General features: G+C 70.9%; 24 protein-coding genes. 13 read left to right on the top strand and 11 right to left on the bottom strand.

Features of this window, described 5'->3' with window-relative positions; genetic code table 11:
- Window positions 1-14: 14 nt before the first annotated feature.
- The gene (locus tag KM933_RS10335) at window positions 15-1,190 is read left to right on the top strand and encodes an acyltransferase family protein (protein ID WP_221350487.1); all 1,176 of its coding nucleotides are present in this window, start codon (window positions 15-17) and stop codon (window positions 1,188-1,190) included.
- On the opposite strand, the gene KM933_RS10330 is transcribed toward KM933_RS10335, so the two are convergent.
- A complete protein-coding gene (locus tag KM933_RS10330) occupies window positions 1,173-1,679 on the bottom strand; it encodes a VOC family protein (protein WP_221350485.1) in 507 nt (168 codons plus the stop codon). The genes KM933_RS10335 and KM933_RS10330 overlap by 18 nt on opposite strands.
- Window positions 1,680-1,862: 183 nt before the next feature.
- Here KM933_RS10330 and KM933_RS10325 point away from each other — a divergent pair, with 183 nt between their 5' ends.
- Window positions 1,863-3,035, top strand: a complete 1,173-nt coding sequence (locus tag KM933_RS10325) for a winged helix DNA-binding domain-containing protein (protein WP_221350483.1) — start codon at window positions 1,863-1,865, stop codon at window positions 3,033-3,035.
- Window positions 3,036-3,068: 33 nt separating this feature from the next.
- Here KM933_RS10325 and KM933_RS10320 read toward each other — a convergent pair whose 3' ends face one another.
- Window positions 3,069-3,449 carry a hypothetical protein gene (locus tag KM933_RS10320; RefSeq protein WP_221350482.1) on the bottom strand — a complete coding sequence of 127 codons (381 nt, stop codon included), beginning with the start codon at window positions 3,447-3,449 and terminating at the stop codon, window positions 3,069-3,071.
- Between the two features lie 180 nt (window positions 3,450-3,629).
- Between KM933_RS10320 and KM933_RS10315 the strand changes: the two genes are divergently transcribed.
- Window positions 3,630-4,832 (top strand): cytochrome P450 family protein, encoded by a 1,203-nt coding sequence (locus KM933_RS10315; RefSeq protein ID WP_221350480.1) that lies wholly within the window; start codon window positions 3,630-3,632, stop codon window positions 4,830-4,832.
- 21 nt (window positions 4,833-4,853) lie between these two features.
- Here KM933_RS10315 and KM933_RS10310 read toward each other — a convergent pair whose 3' ends face one another.
- The 3 genes from KM933_RS10310 to KM933_RS10300 all read right to left on the bottom strand — a co-directional run bounded on the left by KM933_RS10310 (window position 4,854) and on the right by KM933_RS10300 (window position 7,792).
- Window positions 4,854-5,576, bottom strand: a complete 723-nt coding sequence (locus KM933_RS10310) for an SDR family NAD(P)-dependent oxidoreductase (protein WP_221350478.1) — start codon at window positions 5,574-5,576, stop codon at window positions 4,854-4,856.
- 96 nt (window positions 5,577-5,672) lie between these two features.
- Window positions 5,673-6,698, bottom strand: a complete 1,026-nt coding sequence (locus tag KM933_RS10305; RefSeq protein WP_221350476.1) for a methyltransferase — start codon at window positions 6,696-6,698, stop codon at window positions 5,673-5,675.
- Between the two features lie 47 nt (window positions 6,699-6,745).
- Complete coding sequence (locus KM933_RS10300; RefSeq protein ID WP_221350473.1) at window positions 6,746-7,792, bottom strand: methyltransferase; 1,047 nt, start codon at window positions 7,790-7,792, stop codon at window positions 6,746-6,748.
- 199 nt (window positions 7,793-7,991) lie between these two features.
- On the opposite strand from KM933_RS10300, the gene KM933_RS10295 reads away from it, so the two are divergent.
- The 3 genes from KM933_RS10295 (at window position 7,992) to KM933_RS10285 (ending at window position 9,595) form a co-directional block, all read left to right on the top strand.
- Complete coding sequence (locus KM933_RS10295; protein ID WP_308013329.1) at window positions 7,992-8,423, top strand: nuclear transport factor 2 family protein; 432 nt, start codon at window positions 7,992-7,994, stop codon at window positions 8,421-8,423.
- 76 nt (window positions 8,424-8,499) lie between these two features.
- Window positions 8,500-8,907, top strand: a complete 408-nt coding sequence (locus KM933_RS10290) for a glycosyltransferase family protein (RefSeq protein ID WP_347355169.1) — start codon at window positions 8,500-8,502, stop codon at window positions 8,905-8,907.
- Window positions 8,908-8,977: 70 nt separating this feature from the next.
- Complete coding sequence (locus tag KM933_RS10285) at window positions 8,978-9,595, top strand: glycosyltransferase (protein WP_221350470.1); 618 nt, start codon at window positions 8,978-8,980, stop codon at window positions 9,593-9,595.
- A gap of 57 nt (window positions 9,596-9,652) precedes the next feature.
- Here the strand turns inward: KM933_RS10285 and KM933_RS10280 are convergent, their stop codons facing one another.
- The 3 genes from KM933_RS10280 to KM933_RS10270 are packed head-to-tail and all read right to left on the bottom strand — an operon-like array spanning window position 9,653 to window position 11,921.
- On the bottom strand, window positions 9,653-10,576 hold the full coding sequence (locus KM933_RS10280; RefSeq protein ID WP_221350468.1) for an MBL fold metallo-hydrolase: 924 nt from the start codon (window positions 10,574-10,576) through the stop codon (window positions 9,653-9,655).
- The gene (locus KM933_RS10275; protein WP_221350467.1) at window positions 10,573-11,109 is read right to left on the bottom strand and encodes a flavin reductase family protein; all 537 of its coding nucleotides are present in this window, start codon (window positions 11,107-11,109) and stop codon (window positions 10,573-10,575) included. The genes KM933_RS10280 and KM933_RS10275 overlap by 4 nt, the downstream gene beginning before the upstream one ends.
- Before the next feature lie 26 nt (window positions 11,110-11,135).
- Window positions 11,136-11,921: an SDR family NAD(P)-dependent oxidoreductase gene (locus KM933_RS10270; protein ID WP_221350465.1), complete on the bottom strand. Its 786-nt coding sequence runs from the start codon at window positions 11,919-11,921 to the stop codon at window positions 11,136-11,138.
- A gap of 186 nt (window positions 11,922-12,107) precedes the next feature.
- Here KM933_RS10270 and KM933_RS10265 point away from each other — a divergent pair, with 186 nt between their 5' ends.
- The 5 genes from KM933_RS10265 to KM933_RS10245 all read left to right on the top strand — a co-directional run bounded on the left by KM933_RS10265 (window position 12,108) and on the right by KM933_RS10245 (window position 16,787).
- Complete coding sequence (locus KM933_RS10265; RefSeq protein ID WP_221350463.1) at window positions 12,108-12,572, top strand: SRPBCC family protein; 465 nt, start codon at window positions 12,108-12,110, stop codon at window positions 12,570-12,572.
- A gap of 28 nt (window positions 12,573-12,600) precedes the next feature.
- On the top strand, window positions 12,601-13,716 hold the full coding sequence (locus KM933_RS10260; protein ID WP_221350461.1) for an acyl-CoA dehydrogenase family protein: 1,116 nt from the start codon (window positions 12,601-12,603) through the stop codon (window positions 13,714-13,716).
- A gap of 64 nt (window positions 13,717-13,780) precedes the next feature.
- Window positions 13,781-14,308, top strand: a complete 528-nt coding sequence (locus KM933_RS10255) for a nuclear transport factor 2 family protein (protein WP_221350459.1) — start codon at window positions 13,781-13,783, stop codon at window positions 14,306-14,308.
- Between the two features lie 247 nt (window positions 14,309-14,555).
- The gene (locus KM933_RS10250; protein WP_221350457.1) at window positions 14,556-15,680 is read left to right on the top strand and encodes a cytochrome P450; all 1,125 of its coding nucleotides are present in this window, start codon (window positions 14,556-14,558) and stop codon (window positions 15,678-15,680) included.
- A gap of 84 nt (window positions 15,681-15,764) precedes the next feature.
- Window positions 15,765-16,787 (top strand): helix-turn-helix transcriptional regulator, encoded by a 1,023-nt coding sequence (locus tag KM933_RS10245; protein WP_221350455.1) that lies wholly within the window; start codon window positions 15,765-15,767, stop codon window positions 16,785-16,787.
- Window positions 16,788-16,905: 118 nt separating this feature from the next.
- Here KM933_RS10245 and KM933_RS10240 read toward each other — a convergent pair whose 3' ends face one another.
- Both KM933_RS10240 and KM933_RS10235 read right to left on the bottom strand, forming a co-directional pair.
- The gene (locus KM933_RS10240; RefSeq protein ID WP_308013328.1) at window positions 16,906-17,874 is read right to left on the bottom strand and encodes a Gfo/Idh/MocA family protein; all 969 of its coding nucleotides are present in this window, start codon (window positions 17,872-17,874) and stop codon (window positions 16,906-16,908) included.
- Complete coding sequence (locus KM933_RS10235) at window positions 17,871-19,334, bottom strand: NDP-hexose 2,3-dehydratase family protein (protein WP_221350453.1); 1,464 nt, start codon at window positions 19,332-19,334, stop codon at window positions 17,871-17,873. Before KM933_RS10235 ends, KM933_RS10240 begins: the two co-directional genes overlap by 4 nt.
- 218 nt (window positions 19,335-19,552) lie before the next feature.
- Between KM933_RS10235 and KM933_RS10230 the strand changes: the two genes are divergently transcribed.
- The gene (locus tag KM933_RS10230) at window positions 19,553-20,674 is read left to right on the top strand and encodes an epoxide hydrolase family protein (RefSeq protein ID WP_221350452.1); all 1,122 of its coding nucleotides are present in this window, start codon (window positions 19,553-19,555) and stop codon (window positions 20,672-20,674) included.
- A 27-nt stretch (window positions 20,675-20,701) separates the two neighbouring features.
- The gene (locus KM933_RS40225) at window positions 20,702-21,931 is read left to right on the top strand and encodes a cytochrome P450 (protein ID WP_308013327.1); all 1,230 of its coding nucleotides are present in this window, start codon (window positions 20,702-20,704) and stop codon (window positions 21,929-21,931) included.
- A 68-nt stretch (window positions 21,932-21,999) separates the two neighbouring features.
- On the opposite strand, the gene KM933_RS10220 is transcribed toward KM933_RS40225, so the two are convergent.
- Window positions 22,000-23,484 carry an alpha/beta fold hydrolase gene (locus KM933_RS10220; protein WP_308013326.1) on the bottom strand — a complete coding sequence of 495 codons (1,485 nt, stop codon included), beginning with the start codon at window positions 23,482-23,484 and terminating at the stop codon, window positions 22,000-22,002.
- Between the last annotated feature and the right edge of the window lie 38 nt (window positions 23,485-23,522).

The raw sequence follows: 23,522 nt of genomic DNA, 5'->3' as shown, positions 1-23,522 counted from the left end.
ACCAAGGAGTCACCGTGCCCGTGCCACGTCCTGCGCCTTCGCCCACGACCGCGCAGTCGCGTCTCCCCTCGCTCACCGGGATGCGCTTCCTCGCCGCACTCATGGTGATGCTCTGCCATGCGGGCACCAGCTTGCTGCCCCGTCTCGGGGACCCGAAGGTGTCCTGGTACGAGCGACTGGTCGCCAACGCCGGGCCCGTGGGGCTGTCCTTCTTCTTCGTGCTCAGCGGCTTCGTCCTCACCTGGGTCGCCGCGCCGGACGACACCCGTGTCGCGTTCTGGCGCAGACGCCTGGTGAAGATCTTCCCCAATCATCTAGTGACCCTGGCGGCCGCCGTCGCCCTGATGCTGTACACCGGAGTGGCGGTGACCACGGCCAACACCGTGCCCACGCTGTTCCTCGTGCAGGCCTGGATACCCCGACAGGACGTGATCCTCAACTTCGGTTCAAACACACCGAGTTGGTCGCTCTCCTGCGAACTCCTCTTCTATCTGTCCTTCCCCTGGCTGCTCATCGCGGCGAGGCGTATCCGCCCGCAGCGGCTGTGGTGGTGGGTGGTGGGCCTGGTCGTCGCGATGTGCGTGGTCCCGCTGCTGGCCGGGCTGCTGCCGGACCGGCCGTACATGGTGGCGAGCAGCGACCCGTGGTGGCAGGTGTGGTTCGTGTACCACTTCCCGGTGACCCGGCTGCTGGAGTTCGTCCTCGGCATCCTGACCGCACTGGTCATCCGCAGCGGGCGCTGGATTCCGCTGCCGTTCGGCGTCGCCGCGCTCCTTGCCGCAGGGGCGTTCACGGGCGGCGCCCTGCTGACCGACACCTACCGGTACGTGGCGCCGACCGCCCTGCCGCTGGCTCTGCTCGTCGGTGCGGCGGCCACGGCCGATCTGCGCGGCCGCCGCACCGGGTGCGGCGGCCGGGCCATGGTCCGGCTCGGTGAGATCTCATACGCCTTCTACATGGTGCACTTCCTGGTGGTCAGCTACGGGCCGATCGGCGCCATCCACCTGGAGAACTGGACGAAGCCGCTGTCGACCGGGGACGCGTTCCTGCTCACCGGGGTGACGCTGGTGAGCAGCCTGGTTCTCGCCTGGCTTCTGCACACGTTCATCGAGGCGCCGGCCATGCGGCGCTGGAGCAGGCGCGCGGATCCCGTGCCGACCGTCCCGCCGTCGTCAACCGCGCTGGCCTGACACCCGCTCCGGGAAGAACTCGGAGCTCTGGACGTACGCCATCGCGGCGGTGAATCCGGGATCGTCGAGCCTCCTCAGCTGTTCCTCGTCGCTGACGTCCTCGACATGGGTCTGGATCCACCAGATGTTGCCCAGGGGGTCGCGCACCCGCCCGACGCGGTCACCGAAGAAGAGATGGGTGACCTCGGTGACCGAGGCCGCGCCCGCCGCGACGGCCTGCGCGTGGACCGCGTCGGCGTCCTCCACGTACAACCGGAGGAACGCCGGCGTCTGCGGCCAGTCGGGCGTGCCTGGGTGGTCGAACATCATGACCACGGAGTGACCGATACGTACCTCGGCGTGCTCGATGCTGCCGCTGTGGCCGACGAAGCGGCCGAGTTCCACGGCGCCGAATGCCTCCTTGCTGAATTCGATGAGACGGGCGGTGTCGTGGGAGATGACCCACGGCGTCACCGTGGCGTAGGCGTCGGGAACCGGCTTGACGGACATGGCGCTCCTCCTGGGTGGTGCAGAGAACTCTCCCGACAATAGAGATCATTTAGGCCGGGAGATGTCCTATACCTGCGGCATGCTGTGGCCGAGGCCGGCGACCGCTCGTCACGCCTCCGGTCGTTCTCTGGCGCGACCGGGCAGGAAGGGTCGCCGCACCGCCGCCGAGCACGAAGGAGATCCATGAAGTCCCGGGCCGAACAGCTGTCGTGGAGCGAAGTGTCCGCCCGGCGGTCGGCGCGCAGCGCCCTGGCCGCGCCGTCCGCCGCGGCCAGCCCCGCCGCGCTCGTCCGCGCCCTGTGCGGCGCGCACGCGCAGGTCCTGTCGGCCGCCGAGCTCTCCATCGGCATCAGGTCCGGGACCGCGACGCGCGGCGACGTCCGGACCGCCCTGTGGGACGAGCGCAGCCTGGTGAAGACGCACGGCCCGCGCGGCACCGTCCATCTGCTGCCCACGGCCGATCTGCCCATGTGGATCGCCGCCCTGTCGACGATGCCCCATCCGGCCAACCCCTTTCCGCAGCACGTCCGGATGACGGACGAGCAGACGGAGGAGGTGATCGCCGCCATCGGAAAGGCGCTCGCGGACTCGGAACTCACCGTCGACGAGCTGAACGAGGCCGTCGTCGACATCGCCGGGCCGTGGGCCGGCGACCTGGTCATGCCCGCCTTCCAGGGGATGTGGCCACGCTGGCGGCAGGCGGTCACCCTGGCCTCGTACCGCGGCGTCCTGTGCTTCGGCTCCAACAAGGGCCGCAAGGTGACTTACACCAACCCGCAGCGCCATCTGCCGGGCTTCGAAACCGTCGAGGGGACCGAGGGGCAGGCGCGGCTGCTGGAGAACTACCTGCGCGCCTACGGCCCGGCCACTCCGCAGAACTACGCAAAGTGGCTGAACGCGCCGCGCGGTTGGGCCACCGAGTTGTTCGCGTCCCTTGAGAGTGGCGGCCTCGTCCAGCGCGTCGATGTCGAGGGAACTCCCGCATGGGTCAACGCCGGCGACACCGAGTTCCCCTCGGAACCGCCGCGCGGAGTACGGCTGTTGCCCTACTTCGACGCCTACGTGGTGGCCGCCCAGCCCAGAGACCGCCTCTTCCCGGGCCGTGCCGCCGAGCGCGCCCTCACCCCGAGCGGCCAGGCGGGCAACTACCCGGTGCTCCTGATCGACGGCACGGTCCGCGGGGTCTGGCATCAGCGCCGGTCCGGCAAGAAGCTGTTCATCACCGTGGAGCCGCTCACGGAACTCTCCGCAGCCCACCGCGCGTTGCTGGACGAACAGGTCGAGCGGGTGGCGGCGGTCCTCGAAGGCCGGCCCGAACTCACCATCGGCACAGTGACCGCGGGGGCGCACGCCTGACGTCCGGGGCCGTCGGGCCATGTGCCGGTCCGGTCACTGACGTACGGCCCGTACCTCGATGCCGGAGCGGGCGACCAGCGTGTCGTCGGCGTCGTAGACATGGGCGACTCCCGTGCCGGTCAGCGTGTCGCCGCTCACAACGAGGTCCTGCTCGATGTCCACCCACCCGGTGAGGACACCGCTCCCGTCGAGGACGAGCTCCGCCATCTGGCACCAGAAGCCATGGTCGCCCTTCGCACGCCAGTTGCCCGCGCCCACGCAGCCGGGGCGCGGGCCCTTCAGCAGCAGCACCCGGCCGTTCTCCACGAACCGGATGGTGCTGGTGTACGTACCGTCGGTGAGGAACAGTTCCTCCGCCCAGGTACCCACCAGGACGTCCACCGAGGTGGTGGAGCCCTGTGCCGGCTGACTCATGTCGCCCTCCGTCCCTTGCTGCCGCGCTGACCCGACAACGATCCTCCGACCGGCTCGACAGCTGCTTGAGCCGCGGTGTTTCGAGGCGGCCGGCCCGGCGTGCGAGAGACAGCCGACCTGCCCTCCAGCGCCGCTTCGTACGGTTTCTGCGACACCGGGACCGTCGAAAGGAAGACCGTCATGGCCACTGAGGTCGACACCGTCGATCTGGCTGCACTCGGACCGGACTTCGTCCGTGACCCCCACCCCGTCTACGCGCGGCTGCGCGCGCAGCGGCCGGTGCACCGGGTGCGGCTCCCCGACGGCTTCACGGCGTGGCTCGTGCTCGGTCACGAAGAGGCGCGCGCCGCGCTCGGCGACCCCCGGCTGTCCAACGACTGGCGCAACGCGGGGCCGCAGATGGGGGCGGTGGAGCTGCCCCCCACCCCGCACATGCTGATGTCCGACCCGCCCCGGCACACCCGGCTTCGCCGACTGGTCGCCAAGGAGTTCTCCCCGCGGCGCGTCCGCGAACTCGGGCCGCGGGTCCATGACATCACGCACGAACTCATCGACCGCATGCTGACCCGCGCGGACGGCCGCGCAGACCTCGTCGAGGACTTCGCCTTCCCGCTGCCGGCGGCCGTCATCGGCGAACTGCTCGGGGTCCCCGCCGCCGACCGCGACCGGTTCCGCCACTGGTCGACCCAGGTCACCAAGGGGCTCGGCGGCGGCGGAGCCGAAGCCGCGATGGGCGAACTCGTCGGCTATCTCAGCGAACTCCTGGCGACTCTGCGCACCGACCCCGGGCACGGTCTGCTCGGCGCGCTCGTACGCCGACAGGCCGAGGACGAGGACGCCCTCTCCGTCGAGGAGCTGACGGGGATGGCCCTGCTGCTCCTGATCGCCGGGCACGAGACCACCACCGGACTGATCGCGAACGGCATGCTCGCGCTGCTCCAGCACCGGGACCAACTGGACGATCTGCGCGCGGACATGTCGCTGCTGGACGGGGCGGTCGAGGAGATGCTGCGCCACAGCGGTCCCACGGGCACGTCCCTGCACCGCTTCACCACGGAACCCGTCGAGATCGGGGGCACCGTCATACCGGGCGGTGGTGAGCTGGTCCTGATCGGCAACACGCCGGCCAACCACGATCCCGCCCGCTTCCCGGACCCGGAGCGCTTCGACATCCGCCGTGCCTGCGGCGGTCATCTGGCCTTCGGCCACGGCATCCACATGTGCTTCGGAGCACCGCTCGCCCGGCTTGAGGTCGCGACGGCCGTACGCGCTCTGGTCGAGCGCTGCCCCGGCCTGGCCCTGGACGCCGACCCGGCCGCCCTCGTATGGCATCCGAGCGTGATGATGCGGGGCCTCGACCGGCTGCCGGTCCGGGTCCGCTGACCGCGCGCAACCGGCCCCGTCTCACCAGGAGACGGGGCCGATGTCGTTGAGGAAGGCCCCGGCGGGGCCTTCCTCACCCAGGGTCGCCAGATCCACGACGATCCGCGCGCCCTCCTCCGCGGTCAGCACACCGGCGCCCCGGTTGATGTCGGTGACGACGAACCCCGGCGAGCAGGCGTTGACCTTGACGGAGGAGTCCCGCAGCTCGTTGGCGTAGAGCACCGTGAGCATGTTCAGAGCCGCTTTCGACAGGCTGTAGGCGGTCATGGCGGGCATCTCCGTACCGGACAGCCAGGCCGGTACGCCCATCTCGCTCGACACGTTGACGATCCGTCCGGCCGCCGCCGCGCGCAGCAGGGGCAGCAGGGCGTTGGTGACCGTGACCACGCCGAGGACGTTGGTCTCCATGGTGGTCCGCAGATCGTCGAGGGTCACCTCGCTGGGCTGCCTGGCGGGCCATTCGACATTGATCCCGGCGTTGTTGACGAGGATGTCCAGGTGCCCGTACCGCTCCTGGACCAGGTGCGCCGCGGCCTCGGCCGTCGCCGGGTCCGTGACGTCGAGGTACAGCGCACGCGCGTCCGTGCCCCGCTCACGCAGTGCCGCCGCCGCAGCCGCACCTCGTTCCGCGTCGCGGGCGCCGACCAGCACCGTGGCGCCGAGCGCGCCCAGGCCGCGCGCAGTCTCGTACCCGATCCCCTTGGTGGCTCCGGTGACCAGAGCGATCTTTCCCTTGGCGTCCATGACCAGAGGTTGTCACGGGGCGCTGGAGTGCAGCTGGGCTCTCTCTCACGGCAGTCGGCGGACGGGCCGGGCGCGTCGGCGTCGGGGGCGTCCCGGTCATCGGGGACGCTCGCCCACCGGCACCGCTTCGACGACGCTCTGCACCGACGCCGTGCCGATCACCCGGGCGACCCGGAACCCGGCCTTCTCCAGCAGGGCTGTGTACTCGTCGCCGGTGCGCTCCTGGCCACCGGCCATGACCAGCATGGCGAAGTCGAATGCCTTGCTGGCGTGCGGGGTGTCGCCCTTGGGGATGACCCGCTCGATGAGCAGCAGCCGGCCGTCCGGCCTCATGGCGCGCCGGCAGCCTTCCAGGATCGACACGGCCTGGTCGTCGGTCCAGCCGTGCAGCACGGACTTCATCATGTAGAGATCGCCTCCGGCCGGCAGTTCGCCGAAGATGTCGCCGCCCACGATCGCGCAGCGGTCGGCGAGCCCGCTCTCCCCGATCCGGTTCCGCTCCACCACGTGCGGCAGGTCGAAGAGCACCCCTGTGGCCTCGGGCGCTTCCCGTAACACCGCGACCAGCAGGGTGCCGTTGCCGCCGCCGATGTCGACGATCCGTGTGGCGCCCGAGAAGTCGTACGCCTCGACGACCGCGGCCTGCTCGACCCGGCTGTGCTCCTGCATCGCCGTGTCGAAGTCCGTGCCCTCTTCCGGATGTTCCTTCAGGTACTCCCATACGGGCTGATCGAAGGTCTTCTCGAAGGCGCCCTCACCGGTACGCAGGGCGTGCTCGGCGTGCCGGAAGGTCTCGGCGGTGAGTCGTCCGCCCTGCGCCACCGTCGTACGGACCGAATGCGGATGGTCGGACCGCAGCGGCTGGGCGAGCGCCGTCAGCCCGAAGGCGCCCGGCGCCACCTCGGTGAACACCCCGCACGCGGCGAGGGTCCGCAGCATCCGGTGCAGGCTCGGGGCGTGCGTCCCGGTGGCGTCGGCGAGGTGGAGCGCGGAACGCGGCCCCTCCGCCAGCAGATCGGCGATCCGCAGCTCGGCCGCGAGATGCAGGGCCCGTGCGTAGATGAAGCCGTCACCGATCTCCAGCAGGCGCAGACTGTTCTCCAGCGCCGGTTCGCTGCTCATGGGGCGTTCGTCCTCCGTCGTGGTCGTGGCGCTGTCGGGTCCGGCCATCAGCGGGCCACCGCCTCTACGAGGCTGTCGGGGCCGTCGCTGTGGACGACCCGCGTCAGCCGCAACCCGGCCCGGTCCAGTACGTCGCGGAACTCGGCCTCGGTGCGCTGCCGGCCCGTCGTGCCGACCAGCGTCTCCAGGTCGAGGAGCTTGGTGACCGAGGGCTCGGGGCCGTCCGGGACCACGGGCTCGCCGAGCAGGACGGTGGCATGCTCGGGCATGGCCGCCCGGACGTTGCGCAGGATCGCCACGGAACGTTCGTCGTCCCAGTCGTGGACGACTGCCGTCAGCACGTAGGCGTCGGCGCCGCCGGGGACTCCGTCGAAGAACGATCCTCCGACGACCTCGCAGCGGTCGGCGACCCCGGCCTTGGTCAGTACCGGCTCGGAGCGGGCGACGACGTCCGGCAGGTCGAAGAGGATGCCGTTCAGTCCTGGGGTCGCCGAGAGGATGCCGGACAGATAGGCGCCGTTGCCGCCGCCGATGTCGGCGACGGTGCCGAAGCGGCTGAAGTCGTAGGCCGCCAGAGTGGCGTAGATGGCCGAGGCAACCGACGTCATCGCCGCGTCGAAGATCGCGGCCTGCTCCGGGTGGCTGCGGTAGTACTCGAACTGAGGCTGCCCGTGGGCCTTGTCGAAGGCCGGCTCACCGGTGCGCACGCTCTCGTAGAGGTGGCTCCAGGCGGCCCGGTGGAAGTCCGAGCCGAAGTGGACCGCGAGGCCGCGCAGCGAGGCGGGATGGTCGCTGCGCAGCAGCTCGCTCACGGGGGTCAGCGCGAAGCGGCGTCCGGGGAGTTCGGCCAGCACGCCGAAGTCGCCGAGCACCCGCAGCAGCCGGTAGAGGCTGCGCGCGTGGGCACCCACCTCCGCGGAGATGTCGTCCACCTGCCGCGGCCCCCCGACGAGCGCGTCCGGTACTCCGAACCGGGCAGCGACAGCGATCGCCTGGGTGACGAAGCCGCCCATCAGCAGGGGCATCAGGGTCGCCTCCGGCGGTGGCGCGATCCCTGCCGCCGATGGGTCCGGCCCGCTCGCCGTGTCGGTCATGGCCTCATCCCTCTCCCTCGCACCGGAATTCCCTCTGTCGCCGCCACACTGCGGGAGCGTCCTCAACAAGCGCTTGAGACCGGCCGCACCCTGCAGGCGCGGCGCAGCGTCCGTCACCCGATTGACCTGGTCTCCAGCGGAGTTGGAGGGGGCTGGGGCACGGTGACCGGCGTCTCGTACACCGTCGAGGGGAGTCGTTGTGTCCCAGACCGTCGCCCAGGTCACCGGAGATCTCTACGCGGAGGTCCAGATGTTCTACGCCCGGCAGATGCGACGGGCGGACGCCCTCGACATCGAGGGGTTCGCCGACACGTTCACCGAGGATGGCGAGGTGACACACGCCGACGGCGGGCGGACCCGCGGCCGGGCGGAGATGATCGCCGCCATGCGGACCAGGCTGCCCCGCTACCGCGATGTGTCCACCCAGCACTGGTTCGGCCAGTTGCTCATCGAGCCGATGGACGACGGTGCCCTGGAGATCTCCTACTACACACTCGTCGCCCAGACGGGCGAGAGCGGGCTGTCCCTCCAGCCGGCCTACAGCGTGCGGGACGTGCTGGTGCGCGAGCCGGGCGGGCGGCTGCTGACCCGTTCGAGGACCATCCACCGCAGCACCCCCGCCCAGCGGTGACGACGCGGCCGGGAGGACCCGTGCGGGTTCTGTTCAGCACCGTCCCCCTTCCGGGGCACTTGCTGCCGTCGCACCACTGGCGTGGGCCCTGCGCGCGGCGGGCCACGAGGTCCTGGTGACCACACCGGACAACTTCGTGCCCGCGGTGCTGGGTTCAGGGCTGCCGGCCGCCTCCTGCGGCCCGCCGGCGGAGTTGACGGGACTCATCAGGCGGGAGGACCTGTCCGCCGTGCCGGAGGGGCTGGTGCCGCAGCGCTATCTGTACGGGCGCGCCTTCGGCCGTATCACCGCCGGTTCGACAGCCGGCATCGCGGAACTCGCGGAGTCGTGGCGGCCGGACCTGATGGTCTGCGAGCAGGCGGAGTTCGCCGGTTCGCTCGTCGCGGCTTCGCGGGGCGTCCCCCGGGTGCAGTATCACTTGGTCGGTGGCGGAACTCCCCGAGTACCGGCACGCCGTACTGCGGGAGAAGCGTGCCGAACGTGAGGCAGATCCGCGGTCGACGCCGCCGTCCGAAGAGCCAGCCGAGCACTCGGGCATCGCCGTGGGGCGGGACATGACGGATCTCCCGGTGCCCCGCCGGGTGCCCAAGACGCAGGCCGGTGGGCCAGGGGTCGAGGACCGCGGCGGGCCGCGGCAACTCAGGGACGCCCGGCACCGCCGTCGCCGCGCCGAGTTCCCCGGACGCGGCGACGGCGGACCGCTCGGTCTGCTGACCGCCCTGACGCACGCTCTGGCGGAGACCGGGGCCGAGCTCCTGGTGGCGGTGGAGGACTCCCTGGCGGCCCGATGGAAGGCACCGCCCGCGGCCGTCCGCCACATCGGCCGGCTTCCCCTGACCGTAGCCCTCCCCACCTGCGACGTCGTGGTCCGTCACGGGGGCCAGGGCACGTCCCTCACCGCGATGGCGGCGGGGCGGCCGCAGTTCGTGCTGCCGGAGCTGGACGACCGGTCCGACAACGCCCGGGCCCTGGAGGCGGCCGGCGCGGCCGTCGTGCTGCCCATGTCGGCGGCCGCTCCGGAGGCCGTGGCCAAGGGGTGTCTGCAACTCCTGGAGGACGACCGGTACGTCGAGGCCGCGTCGCGGCTGGCCGCGGTGACGGCCCGGATGCCCGCGTCCTCGGCGCTGGTGGCCCCGCCAGAGGCACTGGCCCTGGCCGGGGCGGACCGCTGACCCACCGGCCCCGACCGGGGCGGACCGTTCGCACCCCGGCCCCTGCGGGCCCACCCCTCAAGCGTGGCACTCCGGCAGACCACCGTGGAACTCGCACATCTCCTTGAACGAACCGGCGACGTCGATCCGAGCCCCCGGTGGCAGTCCCCGCGACTCGGCGTACGCGCGATGGAGGTTGCCGACGAGGCGTTCCGGGTCGGTCAGGGCGGCGTACGGCCCGGGGCGGGCACGCCGCGCGGCCTCCAGCGGGGACAGCCCGGCCGACAGCCCTTCCTTCGCCACTCCGCGGCACCACCGCAGGTACTCCTCGGTCCGGTCCAGCAGCTCCGGACCTCCGACGGCACCGTGGCCCGGCACCACCACGCGGGGTCGCAGCGCACGCATCCGGGCGATCGCCCGCAGCGAACCCTCCACCGACCCCATGAGCACGTACGGGGTGACGCCCGACCAGACCACGTCGCCGGTGAACAGCACACTCTGCTCGGGAACCCACACGGCGACATCCGTGGCCGTGTGGGCCGGTCCGATGTGCAGCAGTTCGACCCGGGGCCCGACCGCGCCCAGATGCAGCGTGAGCTCGGTGCGGAAGGTCAGGGTCGGCAGCACGAGCGGGGTCTCGCCCCACGCGACCTGCGGCCACAGCCCACGCAGGCCCAGGCCCGCCTCCGCCATGTCTGCGCGGGTCCCCTCGTGCGCGACGACGGTCGCCCACGGCGCGAAGTGGCCGTTGCCGAACACGTGGTCGCCGTGGAAGTGCGTGTTGACGACGAAGCCGGGACCGCCCGCCACGACCGCGTCGACCTGGTCGCGCAGATGCCTCGTACGGGCCTCGGTGGCGGCGGTGTCCACGAGCACGGAGGTGTCAGGGCCGACGACGAGTCCGGCGTTGTTCAGACACCAGCCGCCCGGCAGCTGGAGATACGCGTAGACGCCGTCGGCGAGCCGCGTCAGTCGTCCCGGCGGGGCGACGACGACGGTCATGTCACCGCTCCGTTCGTGCCGGGGACGGCGCTGTACGAACCGTGGTGGAAGACGAGTGGTGGCCGGTCCGGCCGGCTGCCGGACACAGCGACCACCCGGCCGACGAGCAGCGTGTGGTCCCCGGCCTCGAACTCGCCGTGCAGTTCGCACTCCAGCCAGGCGGTGGCCGAGGGCACGACCGTGTGTCCCGTCAGGCCCGGCACACCGCCGAGGCGGCTCATGGCCCCGGCGCCCTCGGGCCGGTCTGGCAGACAGAACTCCCGTGCCAGGTCCCGCTGGTCGCTGTTCAGCACACTGACCGCGTACCCGCCGCGAGCTCGCACGCGCGGCCGCATCCGGCCGTCCGCCTTGACGGACACCAGGATCAGCAGCGGATCCAGGGACACGGAGGTCAGGCTGTTGAGGGTCATGACGACCAGGTCGTCGTCCCGTCCGCAGGTGAGCAGAGTCACCCCGGTGGGGAAACAGCCCATCGTCGCCCGGAAGGCGGCCTCGTCCGGCCTCGTCCGGACGGTGTCGACCGAATTCTTCATCGTCCCGCCCTGATTCGTGAGAGCCATCAGTAATTGCCGAGTCCACCGCAGACGTTGAGCGCTTGGGCCGTGATCGCGGCGGCGGCGTCCGTGGTCAGATAGCCGACGAGCCCGGCGACCTCTTCCGCCGACACATAGCGCCCCATCGGGATGCGTCCCTCGATCCGGCTGCGGATCTCCTCCTCGCTGACGCCGTGGTACGCGGCATGGCCCTGGCGGACGCGCTCGGCCATGGGGGTCTCGACGTAGCCGGGGCAGACTGCGTTCACGGTGACGCCGGTCCGGGCCAGTTCCAGGCCGACGGCCTTGGTGAAGCCGACCACCCCGTGCTTGGACGCGGAGTAGGGGGCGGCCAGCGGCACGCCCTGCTTGCCGCCCGTGGACGCGATGTTGATCACGCGTCCCCAGCCGGCATCGATCATGCCGCCCCTGGCCAGGACCTCGCGGGTGACCCTGAAGACACCGTGCAGGTTGGTGTCGATCACGTTCGTCCAGATGCTGTCGTCGAGGTGCGCGGTCTCACCGCCGCCGCTGCACCCCGCGTTGTTGACCAGCACGCTGATCGGCCCGTAGGCGGCGACCGCCTCCGCCACGGCCGTCCGTATCTGCTCGGCCGAGGTGACGTCGCACACGGTGCCCGAGACCTCCAGTCCCTCCTCCCGCAGCCGCTTCACCAGGTCACGTACGTTCTCCGCGCCACGCGCACAGCCGAAGACCGCCATGCCCTGGCGGGCCAGCAGCTCGGTCACGGCCAGACCGATCCCGCTGGTCGCACCGGTGACGAAGGCCGCCCGCCGTTCCGTGCCTGTCATCCTGCTCTCCCGTCCTCGACAGTCCGCCGCGCACGACCGTGTCAACGTCTGCTTGCGCGGGTCTCGAAACGGGCTGGAGGCCGAGAGCGGTCGAGCACGGTTCGACGCGGTGTCAAGGCCTCGGCGCGAGAGTGGGCGGCGTCCGCAGGTGCGGGCCCCATGCCCCTGGGAGTTGAGGAGTTTCCGATGCCCGAAGAGATCCCCGACGTCAGGAAGTCGGTCGTTGTGGCAGCGTCCGTGGAGCACTGCTTCGAGGTCTTCACCGAGCGTCCCGCCGACTGGTGGCCGCCCTCGCACGTGCTGGTGAAGAAGGAGCGGGCGGGTCTCGCCTTCGAGCCCTTCGTCGGCGGTCGCTACTACGAGTGGGACGTCGACGGCAACGAGGTCACCTGGGGCCGCGTCCTGGAATGGGATCCGCCGCACCGGCTCGCCATGACCTGGCGGATAGATGGCCACTGGCAGTCCGTTCCCGACGACGACCGGGCGAGCGAGATCGAGGTCGACTTCACCGCGGCGGGCAGCCGAGGCACCCGTGTGGAGCTGGCGCATGTCAAGCTGCACCGGCACGGCGACGGGGCGTGGAACATCCATAAGGCCCTGGACACCCCGAGCCCGGGAGAGACCCTGGCCCGTTTCGCGGACGCCATCTGACCCGGACGGCCGACAGGAAGGGTACGAGATGGACGGGCATACCTCACGGACGGCCGAACCGGCCCTGCCCGTGGACAAGTTGCGCAACCTCGCCGCGCAGCACGCCGACACCGCCGACCGTGCCGGCCGGCTCTCCCCGGAAGTCACCGGCTCCCTCCGGGAGACAGGGGTCGCCCGGCACTTCGTGGGCGCCCGCTGGGGTGGGACCGAGGGGTCGTTCACGGACCTCACCGAAGCGGTCGTCGCATTGGGCCAGGAGTGTCCGGCCACCGCCTGGTGCGCCTCGCTGAGCGCCTACTCCGCGCGGTTCGCCTGCCACCTCCCGCACAAGGGGCAGCGGGCGCTGTGGGCGGACGGCCCGGACACCATGGTCGCGACGGCGCTGATGCCCGGCGGACGGGCCGTCGCCGTCGAGGGCGGCTGGCGCCTGACGGGCCGGTGGAGTTACGTCAGCGGCGTCGACTTCGCCGACTGGGTGCTGCTCTGCGCCGCCGTGGACTCCGGCGGCGGGCCGCCCCGGCTGCGGTTCTTCGCCCTTCCACGGGAAGAGTGCACCGTCCACCAGGACTGGGACAGCGTCGGCATGCGGGCGACCGCCAGCCACACCGTCGTCGTGGACTCCGCCACCGTCCCGGACCATCTGACCTTCGACCGGGACGCTATGGTCACGGGGCTCAATCCGCACTCGGACGCTCCCGCGCACAACGTGCCGTTCCAGGCCGTCGGCGGACTGACCTTCATCGCTCCGGTGATCGGCGCGGGAACCGGCGCGCTGCGCGCCTTCGCGGCCGGCCTCACCGGACGTCGGCGCACCGCGGCCAACGAGTCGGCCCTGGTACGCGCCTCCGGCCGGGTCGACGCCGCACGCCATCTCGTCGAGGAGAACACCCGCGTGCTCGACGAGCGGCTGTTCACGCCCGACCACATGGCGCGTAACGAACGCAACGCCACCTTCGCCGCGGAGGCGGTCAGGGAGGCCATCGGCCTGCTCGTCGCCGCGGCGGGCACCACCGGTCTCGGGTCCCGGCATCCGCTCCAGCGGCTGTGGCGGGACATCACCTCCGCCACGAGCCACGTGGCACTCCAGTACGACACGGCGGCCAGGAAGAACTACGCGGCGGTACTCGCCGGACCGGCGGAGTGAGCCCCGCTCCGTCCGCCGGCCGGACGGCTCCGGCGGACCGCCCGAGACCACGAGGAGAGCACTGATGCACGCACCGCAGCGTTCCACCCGGCGGGTCGACGCCGAACTCTACGTCGAGGTCCTGCAATTCTACGCTCGGCAGATGCCATTGCTGGAGGAGCGGCGGCTGGAGGAGTTCCTGGAGACAATGACCGAGGACGGCTCCATCGAGCACGTGCCCAACGGGTGGCGGATCGAGGGCAGGAACGCGCTGCTCACCGAGATGCGTGCTCGCCGGGGCGACCCGGACCGGCCGCTGGTCGGCGAGACGTCGGCGCGTCAGGCACGAGCGGACGAGGTCGCCTACTACGACGGGATCGTCTACCGGTACTGGTTCGACCGGATGCGCATCGAGGCGGAGGCGGACGACGTCCTGAGGGTCCGCTACCAGGCGATGGTCAGCATGACGGACGCCGCGGGCAAGGTGAGCTTCGAACCGACGACGACGGTCGAGGACGTGCTGGTCCGCCAGAACGGCGAGTGGTACACGCGCTCGCGCCGGGTCACACACGACTCGCCCAACTGGGCCGACAAGATCCACAACCCGTCCTGAGCGGATGCCCGACGCTCTTCCAACGTCCCCAGCCGTCTGCTCGTCGGCAGTACGCACTTGTGGAGGTGCCACCATCGTGTCGTCGTCCCGAGAAACCGAGTCCCGGGGATCCGACTCCCAAGAGTCCGAGTCCCGGGGATCCGACTCCCAAGAGTCCGAGTCCCGGGAATCCGAGGTCTTCCCCTTCAAGGGCTCCTCCTATCGGGGGCCGGACCCCCGGTACGCCGGGTGGCGGACCCAGGAGCCGGTGAAACGCGTCCGGACTGCGGGCGGGGTGGACGCCTGGCTCGTCACCCGGTACGCGGACGTACGAGCCGCGCAGGCCGACCCCCGTCTGAGCAGGGCCCTGGCCTGCGGTCCCGACGCGCCGCGGATCGGCGGCACGATGTACACGACCCCTGAGATGATCATTTCCTTGGACTCGCCCGAACACTCCCGGCTGCGCAAGCTGGTGGCCGGGGCCTTCACGCTCCGCCGGGTCGAGCGCATGCGACCGCGTGTGCAGTCCGTACTGGACGAACTCCTCGACGACATAGAGGCCAAGGGCTCACCGGCGGACCTCGTGCCGCAACTCGCCCTCCCCTTTCCGCTGACGGTGATCGGCGAGCTGCTCGGCGTCCCGCCCGAGGACCTGCGGGAGTTCGAGGTATGGGCGCGTGCCTTCGCCACCGTCGACGACCGAGCCGGCGGCGAGGCGTCGCTGGAGGGCCTGGCGAGGCTGAGTGAGTACATCGTCGGGCTGATCGCGGACAAACGGGCCGAGCCGACGGACGACATGATGTCGGAGCTGATCGCGGCCCGTGACCAGGGCGACCGGCTCAGCGAGTCGGAGCTGGTCACGTTCGGGTTCACCCTCATCGGCGCGGGGTTCGACACCACAGCCAACCAACTCGCCAACTCCGTTCTGGCACTGATCTCGCGCCACCGGGATCAGTGGGAGTCGCTGGTCGAGGATCCCGTCCGCATCCCGGGCGCGGTGGACGAGCTGCTCCGTCACGTCAATCTGTTCGCCACCGACACCTCGGGCTTCCCCCGGATCGCGGCGGCGGACATGGAGATCGGCGGGGTCGAGATCTCCGCCGGTGACGCAGTCCTGCTCTCGCTGGCCTCCGCCAACCGGGACGAGACCGTGTTCGAGAATCCGGACCGCATGGACCTGGGCCGGGCCCACAACCCGCATCTGTCCTTCGGTCACGGCATCCATCACTGCCTCGGCAAGCACCTCGGCCGGATGGAGATGGAGATCGCGCTGACCGGTCTGGTCCGGCGCCTGCCGGATCTGCGACTGGCCGTGGACGAGGCGGAACTGCCCTGGCATGCGGGCGAGATCAACCACACCCTGACCTCCCTGCCGGTGGCCTGGGGTTCCTGACCCCGTGGCCAGGAGACCTCCGCCCCTGGTCCGGCCGCGAACACGCCCTGGGCCCACCCGCGAACAACTGACATCCTGGACGCCATGAGTGAGACCTCGGCACGATTACTGAAGTTGCTGTCCCTGTTGCAGACTCCGCGGGAATGGCCGGGCAGCGAACTGGCCGAGCGGCTCGGCGTCAGCGCCCGCACCGTCCGCCGGGACATCGACCGCCTGCGCGACCTCGGTTATCCGGTCAACGCCACGAGGGGCGCGGTGGGCGGCTACCGCCTGGTCGCGGGGGCCGCCATGCCCCCGCTCCTGCTGGAGGACGACGAGGCCGTCGCCATCACTGTCGGACTGCGCACCGCGGCGCACGCGGTCGACGGCATCGAGGAAGCGTCCGTGCGGGCGCTGACGAAGCTGGAGCAGGTCCTGCCCTCACATCTACGGCACCGGGTCAGCGCCCTCGGCGCCGCGACCGTACCGCTGCCGAACTACGGTCCCGGGGTCGCCGCGGAGCATCTGACCGTGCTCGCCTCGGCGGTCGCCGGCCAGAACCAACTGCGTTTCGCCTACCGGCCCGCATACCACCGGTCCGCGCAGGACCCGGACCGGCCGCAGGAGACCCTACGACTCGTCGAGCCCCACCGGTTGGTGCCGACCGGCCGCCGCTGGTATCTCGTCGCGTACGACAACGAGCGCGAGGACTGGCGGACGTTCCGTGTCGACCGCATCCACGATCCGCAGCCGACGGGCGTCCGCGCGCCGTTCCGGTCCCCGCCGCTCGACGACGCCGCCGCGTACGTGACCCGGCAGCTCTCGGAACTCGCCCCGCTCTACCGGGCGGTGGTCACCTTCTACGCCCCGGCGAGCCAGATCGAGGACCGGCTCGGGGGCTCGGGCGACGAGATCGAAGAACTGTCCGAGCACAGCTGCCGACTCCACAGCCGGGCCGATTCCCTGGGGTGGCTGGCGTTCCGTCTGGTGAGCGCCGACTACCCGTTCGAGGTGCACGAACCGCCCGCCCTGGTGGCGTACATGCGTGATCTGGGCGCCCGGGCGACCCGCTCCGTCGACGGTTCCGCGCGGTCCTCCACCGAGTGGGCCGCGTCGGACGTCCCCTGATCTCGGTGCCAGGGGCCGGTCGTGGCCTCGCTGGACCCGGCCGGGGCGGGCTTCGTCGCGGAGACCGCCGTGGGGCAGGACGTCGACCGTCCTGCCCCACGGCCCGGCCGTTCGGGGCTCAGCCGTGCAGCGACGCCGCCGCCCGCACGTCGTCGAGGAGACGGGCCTGCTCCAGACAGACACCGTCGGGTGCGCCACCGGCCCTGGCCGCGGCGGCGAACGCCATCACCGTGTTGTGGGCCTGGTCCTCGGCGGGGACAAGAACGTCCCGGACTCCGGTTCCGTCGGCCAGCCGGATGACCGGCCGATGGTCGGCGGGGGGCGTGAACGCACGGTCCACCGTGATGCTGCCGTCGGCCCCCCACAGGGCGTACGAGCTGCGATAGGCATGATCCAGGCCGAAGGAGACGTGGACTCCGGTGCCCTCCGGTGTCGCGAGCAGCGCCGTCCCGGCCGACTCGACCCGATGTCCGCGGCTCCGCACCAGGGAGGCGCCGATGACCCGCAGCCCCGGTCCCAGGAAGTACCGGGCCGCCCGCAGCGGATACACACCCGTGTCCCACAAGGCGCCGCCGCCCAGTTCGGGTCGCCGGCGAATGTCGTCCTCGGGTCGCCGGGGCACCGTGAAGTGCGCCTCGAATCCCCTTAGTTCACCGATGGCCTCCTCGGCGAGGAGCTTCCCGACGGCGGCGTGCCGACCGTGGTGGACGAACATGACGTTCTCCATCAGGGCCAGTCGCCGGCTGGTGGCAAGTCCGACCAGTCTGCCGGTCGTCTCCCGGCGCAGCGACACCGGTTTCTCCACGAGCACGTGCTTGCCGGCCATCAGTGCCGCTTCGGTCCATTCGGCGTGCAGGCCCGCGGGCAGCGGCACGTACACGGCCTCGACCTCCTCGTCCGTCAGCAGCGCCTCGTATCCGCGCACCGCCCGGCAGCCGTGGGCAGCGGCCAGTTCCCGGGCGCGCGGGAGTTCACGGCTTGCGATCGCGACGACCTCGGTCCGTGCGGCGCGGGCGAACGCCGGGAGCATCCTGCGCCGGGCGATGTCCGCACATCCCATGACGCCGATCCGAAGCGGTTCCGTCACAGCTTCACCGCCCCGCTGTTGAAGGGTGTGAGCAGCGAGCGGGCCTGCACGTTGACATGACGGCTGCGCCGGACGAGCCAGTTCAGCTGTCCTGGGGTCACCCAGAGGTATCCCGGAGGCGGAGTGGAGAGTCCGGCGGCATCGACGTCGATGTCCACGACGAGATAGTGGCTGACCGCGTTGAGGGAACGGCCACCCTCCTCCGAGTGCAGCGCGGAGTAGCGGATGGTGTGCGGCGCGGCGTTCAGCACCAGGTCGAGAAAGCGCGGCGCGGCGAGTGCCGCGTCTCCTCGGTAGTTGTCGGGGACGCACTGCACGGTGGGCCCGAGTTCCACGGTCTCCAGGAATCCACCCTCGGCCCGGGCATGTACCAGCAGGTGCGGCACTCCGCCGAAGCGGCCGGCCAGGAAGGCGACCACGCCGGTCGCACTGGGCTCGAACAGCGGCTGCGTCCAGCCGGTCACCTCTCGGTTCGCCGCTTCCGCGCGGACGGCGACCACCTGGAAGAACCGGTTGTCGGGACGGCGGATGGCCGTCTCGGTCCGCACCCATCCGTCGACCTCGGCGAGCGGCAGTGGTTCGACGCGCACCTGGTGCCGGGCCTTTTCGGTAGTGACCCAGGACAGGAGTTCGGTGTCGGAGGACAGCGCCTCCGGCTCGGCCGGGAGGTTCGGCGCGCACGCGAGGACCGTCCGGGCGTCCATGTTCACCACGTTGTCCCGCAGCAGCAGTTCGCCGAGCTGTCCCAGGGTCAGCCAGCAGAAGTCGGGGTCGGGCGGCACGTCCTCCCGCGTCTCGACGATGACGTTCCGGTTGGCCTTGTGCAGGAACCACGAACCGTGCTCGGACTGCAGGATGTCGACGAGGGCGCGGGCCGGCCGCCGGCCCGTGAAGTAGTCGAGGTACTTCACGGCGCCTCCCCCGTGCGCCTTGGTGTAGTTGCTGCGGGTGGCCTGCACGGTGGGCGAGAGCTGAACGAGCCGTGGGTTGCCCGGCTCCATCTTCGCCTGCATCAGGAAGTGCAGCACGCCGTCGAACTCCTTGGCGAGGATGCCGAGGATGCCGACCTCCGGCTGGTTGATGATCGGCTGCTGCCAGTCGTGGGCGCCTTCCGCCACGCGCACACGCACTCCGTGCACGGTGAAAAAGCGCCCGCTGATGTGGGTGAGGTTTCCGGTGGCGGGTGCGAAGGACCATCCGTCGAGCTGGTCGAACGGAATCCTGTGCACGCGAAACGGATGCGCGGCACTGCGTTCGGCCAGCCAGCCGGAGAAGTCCTGCGTGGACATCCCGGCGCCGGATCCGACGACCGCCGCGGAGCGCCGGAACCGCTCGGGCAGCGTGGCATCCGCGCGGGACCGCAGACCAGTTGCCCCGATCGGCGACCCGCCGCTCGGCCTGGTGCGCTGTGCGCACCCCACGGTGGCGTCTACCAGCGCCTTCTCGGTCAGTTCACTCATGCCGGTGTCCCTTTCCGAAGGAGCCGTCGGCCTTCGACGGCGCTCACCGTAGAAGTGGGGTCTGGAGACCTGGTCGTACCGTCCTCGGCTCGCCCGCCGGGGCGGCGGACTGCGTCGCAGCGCGTCGCGGACGCCGGCCGGCACCGCCGCTGCACGCGGACTCCAGTCCCGTTCGACACCGGCAGGCGACCTTGTTGGCCGACCGGAAAGGAGCCCGTATGAGCGCGAGCGTCACCCCTTACCAAGTCCACGTCCCCGACGAACAACTCGCCGATCTGCGGCACCGGCTGGCGAGCACCCGCTGGCCGGAGGCCGAGACGGTCGGCGACTGGTCGCAGGGCATGCCCCTGGCGTACGCGAAGGACCTGGCCGCGCACTGGGCACGACGGTACGACTGGCGGTACACCGAGGCCCGGCTCAATGCCCTCCCCCAGTTCCGCACCGACATCGACGGGCTGGGGATCCACTTCCTGCACGCACGCTCGCCGCATCCCCGGGCGGTCCCCCTGCTGGTCAGCCACGGCTGGCCCGGGTCGGTGACGGAGTTCCTCGACATCATCGGCCCGCTCACCGACCCGCCGGACCCCGCGGACGCCTTCCACGTCGTGTGCCCGTCGCTGCCCGGCTACGGATTCAGCGACAAGCCGGTCGGCTCTGGATGGCCGGTGGAACGGATCGCGGCCGCCTGGACGACTCTGATGGGCCGGCTCGGTTACGACCGCTACGGGGCGCACGGCGTGGACTGGGGTTCCTTCGTCACCGCGGCCATGGCGGAGACCGACAAGGGCGGCCTGACCGGCATCCATCTGACGATGCCGTTCGCCCGGCCGCCCGCAGAGCAGGCCGCGCTGGACGAGCGCGACCTGGCCGGGCTGGCCGCGATGAAGGAGTTCCAGCAGCAGGAAGGCGGCTATTCGGCGGTCCAGAGCACGCGCCCGCAGACGCTCGGCTACGGCCTGACCGACTCGCCGGTGGGACAACTGGCCTGGATGATCGAGAAGTACTGGGCCTGGAGCGACCACGACGGGGACCTGGGCAAGGTCATACCCAGGGACCGGCTGCTGGACGCCGTCTCGGTCGGCTGGTTCCGCGCGACGGCGGCGTCCTCGGCCCGCATCTACTGGGAGAGCCAGAACAAGCTGGCACTCGCACCGGTGCGAGTGCCGACCGCGGTCTCCAACTTCCCGAAGGACGGCCGGATGCCGCGGTCGTGGATCGAGAACCGGTTCACAGATGTACGGCGTTGGACGGACCACGCCGTCGGCGGCCACTTCCCCGCCCTCGAACAACCCGACGCGCTCGTCGAGGAACTGCGCGCCTTCTTCCGTCCCCTGCGTTGACGACAAGCCATCAGGAGGAACCCACCCGTGACGACGATTTCGACCGAGTCCGAGGCCCACTCCGCCCCGGAGGGCAAGGACTTCCCGTACGCGCGCACGTGCCCCTTCAGCCCGCCGCCGGAGTACTCCTCGATGATCGAAGAGGACGTGTCGCAGGTGGTGCTGCGGGGCTCGGGGCTGCGGATATGGGCGGTCACCGGATACGACACCATCCGGGGCCTGCTCACCGATCCGCGCGTCAGCGCCTCCCGCAAGCACGCGAACTTCCCCTTCTACTTCATCGCCCCGCCGGAGTACCGCACCGAGACCTCGTTCATCGGCTACGACGGCGAGGAGCACGTACGCACCCGCCGCAAGGCCGCGCTCACCTTCACCAACCGGCAGGTGCAGCGGCTGCGTCCGCGGATCGAGGAGATCGTCGACGCGCACATCGACGCGATGCTGTCCCTCTCCCCGCCGGTGGACATGCACCGGGTGTTCTCGCTGGCCGTCCCGATGACCGTCATCTGTGAACTGCTCGGCATCCCGCAGGACCGACACGACTTCTTCATCAAGCACGGCACAGCACTGCTGGGTGGGCACAGCAGTACCGAGGAGCGGCAGGCGGCGATCGTGGAGGTCAACGCCTACATCAGCGAGCTGATCAGGACCAAGCGCCGGGAGCCCGGGGACGACCTGCTCAGCCGCGCGATGGCGGACTACGAGGCGTCGGGCGAGGAGTACACGGACCGGGACCTGTTCAACATGGTCCGGTTGCTCATGAACGGCGGGCACGAGACCACCGCGAGCCAGATCTCGCTGGGCACCGCCTGCCTGCTGGAACACCCCGACCAGCTGGAGCTGCTCCGCGACGATCCCTCGCTGGTGAAACCCGCCGTCGAGGAACTCATCAGGTTCGCCACCATCGGGGACACGGCCGTGCCCCGGGTCGCGCTGGCGGACATCGAGCTCGGCGGCAAGCTGATCCGCGAGGGCGACGGCATTCTCTGCCTGGGACTGGCCGCCAACCGTGATCCGCGAGTCTTCCCGGATCCGGACCGCCTCGACATCACCCGAGGCAGCCGCAAGCACCTGGGCTTCGGCCATGGGGTGCACCATTGCATCGGCGCGGACCTGGCGCGCCTGGAGCTGGAGATCGTGTGGAGCAAGCTCTTCCACCGGATCCCGACGCTGAGGCTCGCCAGGCCCTTCGACCGTGTCCCGCGCAAGGAGGGCGCGGTGATCTACAGCCTGTGGGAGCTGCCGGTCGCCTGGTGACCTCCTGCCTCGTGCGGACGGCTCCGTTCCGGGACCGGGTCCCGGAACGGAGCCGTCCGCACAAGGCTTCAGTCGGTATCGGCGGGGATGTCCGGACGCGGCGACGCACCTCGGCAGACGGTGCCCTCCGCGGGCAGCCGGCCGTCCACCAGGTAGCGGTGCACGACGGCGTCGACCTGCTGATTGGCGCCCAGGACGTAGATCTCGTGCTCTCCGGAGTCCTCCACCGTCAGCAACCGGTGGCCCAGCAGCTCCGCCATGGCGACACCACCCGCGTAGTGGTCCATCGGGTCCCCGTCGGCCTGCACGACCAGGCCCGTCGGACCGTGGCCGCGACGCAGGCGCGTCGGCGGCTCGGCCGGCTGGAAGGTGCGGAACGTCCCGACCCAGGGCTGCGCGCGCAGAACTCCGTAGCCGTACGGGAACCGCTTGCGGAAGTCACGCATGTCGTTGTAGTAGACCTCCAGGTCGGAGGGCCATTCGTGTTCGAGGGTGACGGCCTCCAGCACGGCGACCCGCCGCGTGCCCTCGCTGTCCGCAGCTCGCCAGACGGCCTGTTCGGACAGCAGTTCCTCACATGCCTGCGGGCCCGCACCTCCGGGTGCCGACGCAGCCAGCAACGCCCCGACGGCCTCGGCAAGTTCCACCCAGCGCCCGCGGTCGGCGGAGCGGTTGCCCACCGCTCCGTCGAAGAGCGTGCGCAGCCGTACGCCACCGGGCTGGCGTTCCAGCAGACCGGCGACCCGTTCCACCGTCGACAGCACCTGCGCGCGCCTGCGGCCCAGCCCGAAGACGGTGTGGCGCTGTCCGGTCCACCGGGCCCACTGGTTCACGTTGCGGTGCACGGCGTCGCCCTGCCACAGGAATTGCTCACGCCAGGTCCACTGCGGTCCGACGCAGGAGTCGAGCACGCAGCGGTCCACGTGGTCCGGGAACATGCTGGTGTAGACGGCCCCGACATAGGTCCCGTAGGCGTATCCGACGAAGTTGACGTGCGGCTCGCCGAGCACCTGGCGGATGACGTCCATGTCCCGGGCGGTGTTGCGGGTGCTGATGTGGCGGCGCAGGGTGCCCCCGGCCCAGCCGCAGGCCAGTTCCCGCTGCCGCATGTCCTCCGCGAGCTGGGGGAACACGGAGTCGGGGGGCCGCGAGTCGAAGGGCGCGGTCGGGGTGGAGACCTCGGCGTAGAGCCTTGTGGACGCACCGGTGCCCCGTGGGTCGAAGCCGATCAGGTCGTAGACTTGGTGCAGTTCGGTCTCGGCGAACTTCTCCGGCAGGAATCGGCCGAGGCCGGCGTCGCCGCCCGGGCCGCCGTTGACGGCCAGCAGGATGCCGCGGCGTCGTGCGGTGTCGGCTGCGCGCAGCCGGGTGAGGGCGAGCGTGACGCGTTCCCCGGTCGGGTCCGCGTAGTCGCGGGGCACTTCGACGGTCGCGTGTTCCATGCCGGGAATCCCCGCGCGGCCGGCCGGCCGCTCCGCCGCCCAGCGCGGCCGCTGGGTGTGGAACTCCTTGAGGATGTGCGCCGCATCGGTGTCGGGCCAGATGGCTGCCACCTCATACCTCCGTTCGGATCAGGGTGCCCAGGGTTACG

Origin of the sequence: Streptomyces beigongshangae (assembly GCF_019710745.1) — a bacterium.
GTDB lineage: Bacteria > Actinomycetota > Actinomycetes > Streptomycetales > Streptomycetaceae > Streptomyces > Streptomyces beigongshangae.
This window is presented reverse-complemented; position numbering and strand designations above follow the sequence as displayed.

What these genes read in the sequence shown, in the direction of transcription:
- KM933_RS10285 (WP_221350470.1), top strand. Translation starts at nt 8,978, where the DNA reads ATGACGGATCTCCCGGTGCCCCGCCGGGTGCCCAAGACGCAGGCCGGT.
- KM933_RS10275 (WP_221350467.1), bottom strand. Translation starts at nt 11,109, where the DNA reads ATGAAGAATTCGGTCGACACCGTCCGGACGAGGCCGGACGAGGCCGCC.
- KM933_RS10315 (WP_221350480.1), top strand. Translation starts at nt 3,630, where the DNA reads ATGGCCACTGAGGTCGACACCGTCGATCTGGCTGCACTCGGACCGGAC.
- KM933_RS10330 (WP_221350485.1), bottom strand. Translation starts at nt 1,679, where the DNA reads ATGTCCGTCAAGCCGGTTCCCGACGCCTACGCCACGGTGACGCCGTGG.
- KM933_RS10310 (WP_221350478.1), bottom strand. Translation starts at nt 5,576, where the DNA reads ATGGACGCCAAGGGAAAGATCGCTCTGGTCACCGGAGCCACCAAGGGG.
- KM933_RS10280 (WP_221350468.1), bottom strand. Translation starts at nt 10,576, where the DNA reads ATGACCGTCGTCGTCGCCCCGCCGGGACGACTGACGCGGCTCGCCGAC.
- KM933_RS10255 (WP_221350459.1), top strand. Translation starts at nt 13,781, where the DNA reads ATGCACGCACCGCAGCGTTCCACCCGGCGGGTCGACGCCGAACTCTAC.
- KM933_RS10230 (WP_221350452.1), top strand. Translation starts at nt 19,553, where the DNA reads ATGAGCGCGAGCGTCACCCCTTACCAAGTCCACGTCCCCGACGAACAA.
- KM933_RS10270 (WP_221350465.1), bottom strand. Translation starts at nt 11,921, where the DNA reads ATGACAGGCACGGAACGGCGGGCGGCCTTCGTCACCGGTGCGACCAGC.
- KM933_RS10300 (WP_221350473.1), bottom strand. Translation starts at nt 7,792, where the DNA reads ATGACCGACACGGCGAGCGGGCCGGACCCATCGGCGGCAGGGATCGCG.
- KM933_RS10265 (WP_221350463.1), top strand. Translation starts at nt 12,108, where the DNA reads ATGCCCGAAGAGATCCCCGACGTCAGGAAGTCGGTCGTTGTGGCAGCG.
- KM933_RS10325 (WP_221350483.1), top strand. Translation starts at nt 1,863, where the DNA reads ATGAAGTCCCGGGCCGAACAGCTGTCGTGGAGCGAAGTGTCCGCCCGG.
- KM933_RS10245 (WP_221350455.1), top strand. Translation starts at nt 15,765, where the DNA reads ATGAGTGAGACCTCGGCACGATTACTGAAGTTGCTGTCCCTGTTGCAG.
- KM933_RS10320 (WP_221350482.1), bottom strand. Translation starts at nt 3,449, where the DNA reads ATGAGTCAGCCGGCACAGGGCTCCACCACCTCGGTGGACGTCCTGGTG.
- KM933_RS10235 (WP_221350453.1), bottom strand. Translation starts at nt 19,334, where the DNA reads ATGAGTGAACTGACCGAGAAGGCGCTGGTAGACGCCACCGTGGGGTGC.
- KM933_RS10305 (WP_221350476.1), bottom strand. Translation starts at nt 6,698, where the DNA reads ATGAGCAGCGAACCGGCGCTGGAGAACAGTCTGCGCCTGCTGGAGATC.
- KM933_RS10260 (WP_221350461.1), top strand. Translation starts at nt 12,601, where the DNA reads ATGGACGGGCATACCTCACGGACGGCCGAACCGGCCCTGCCCGTGGAC.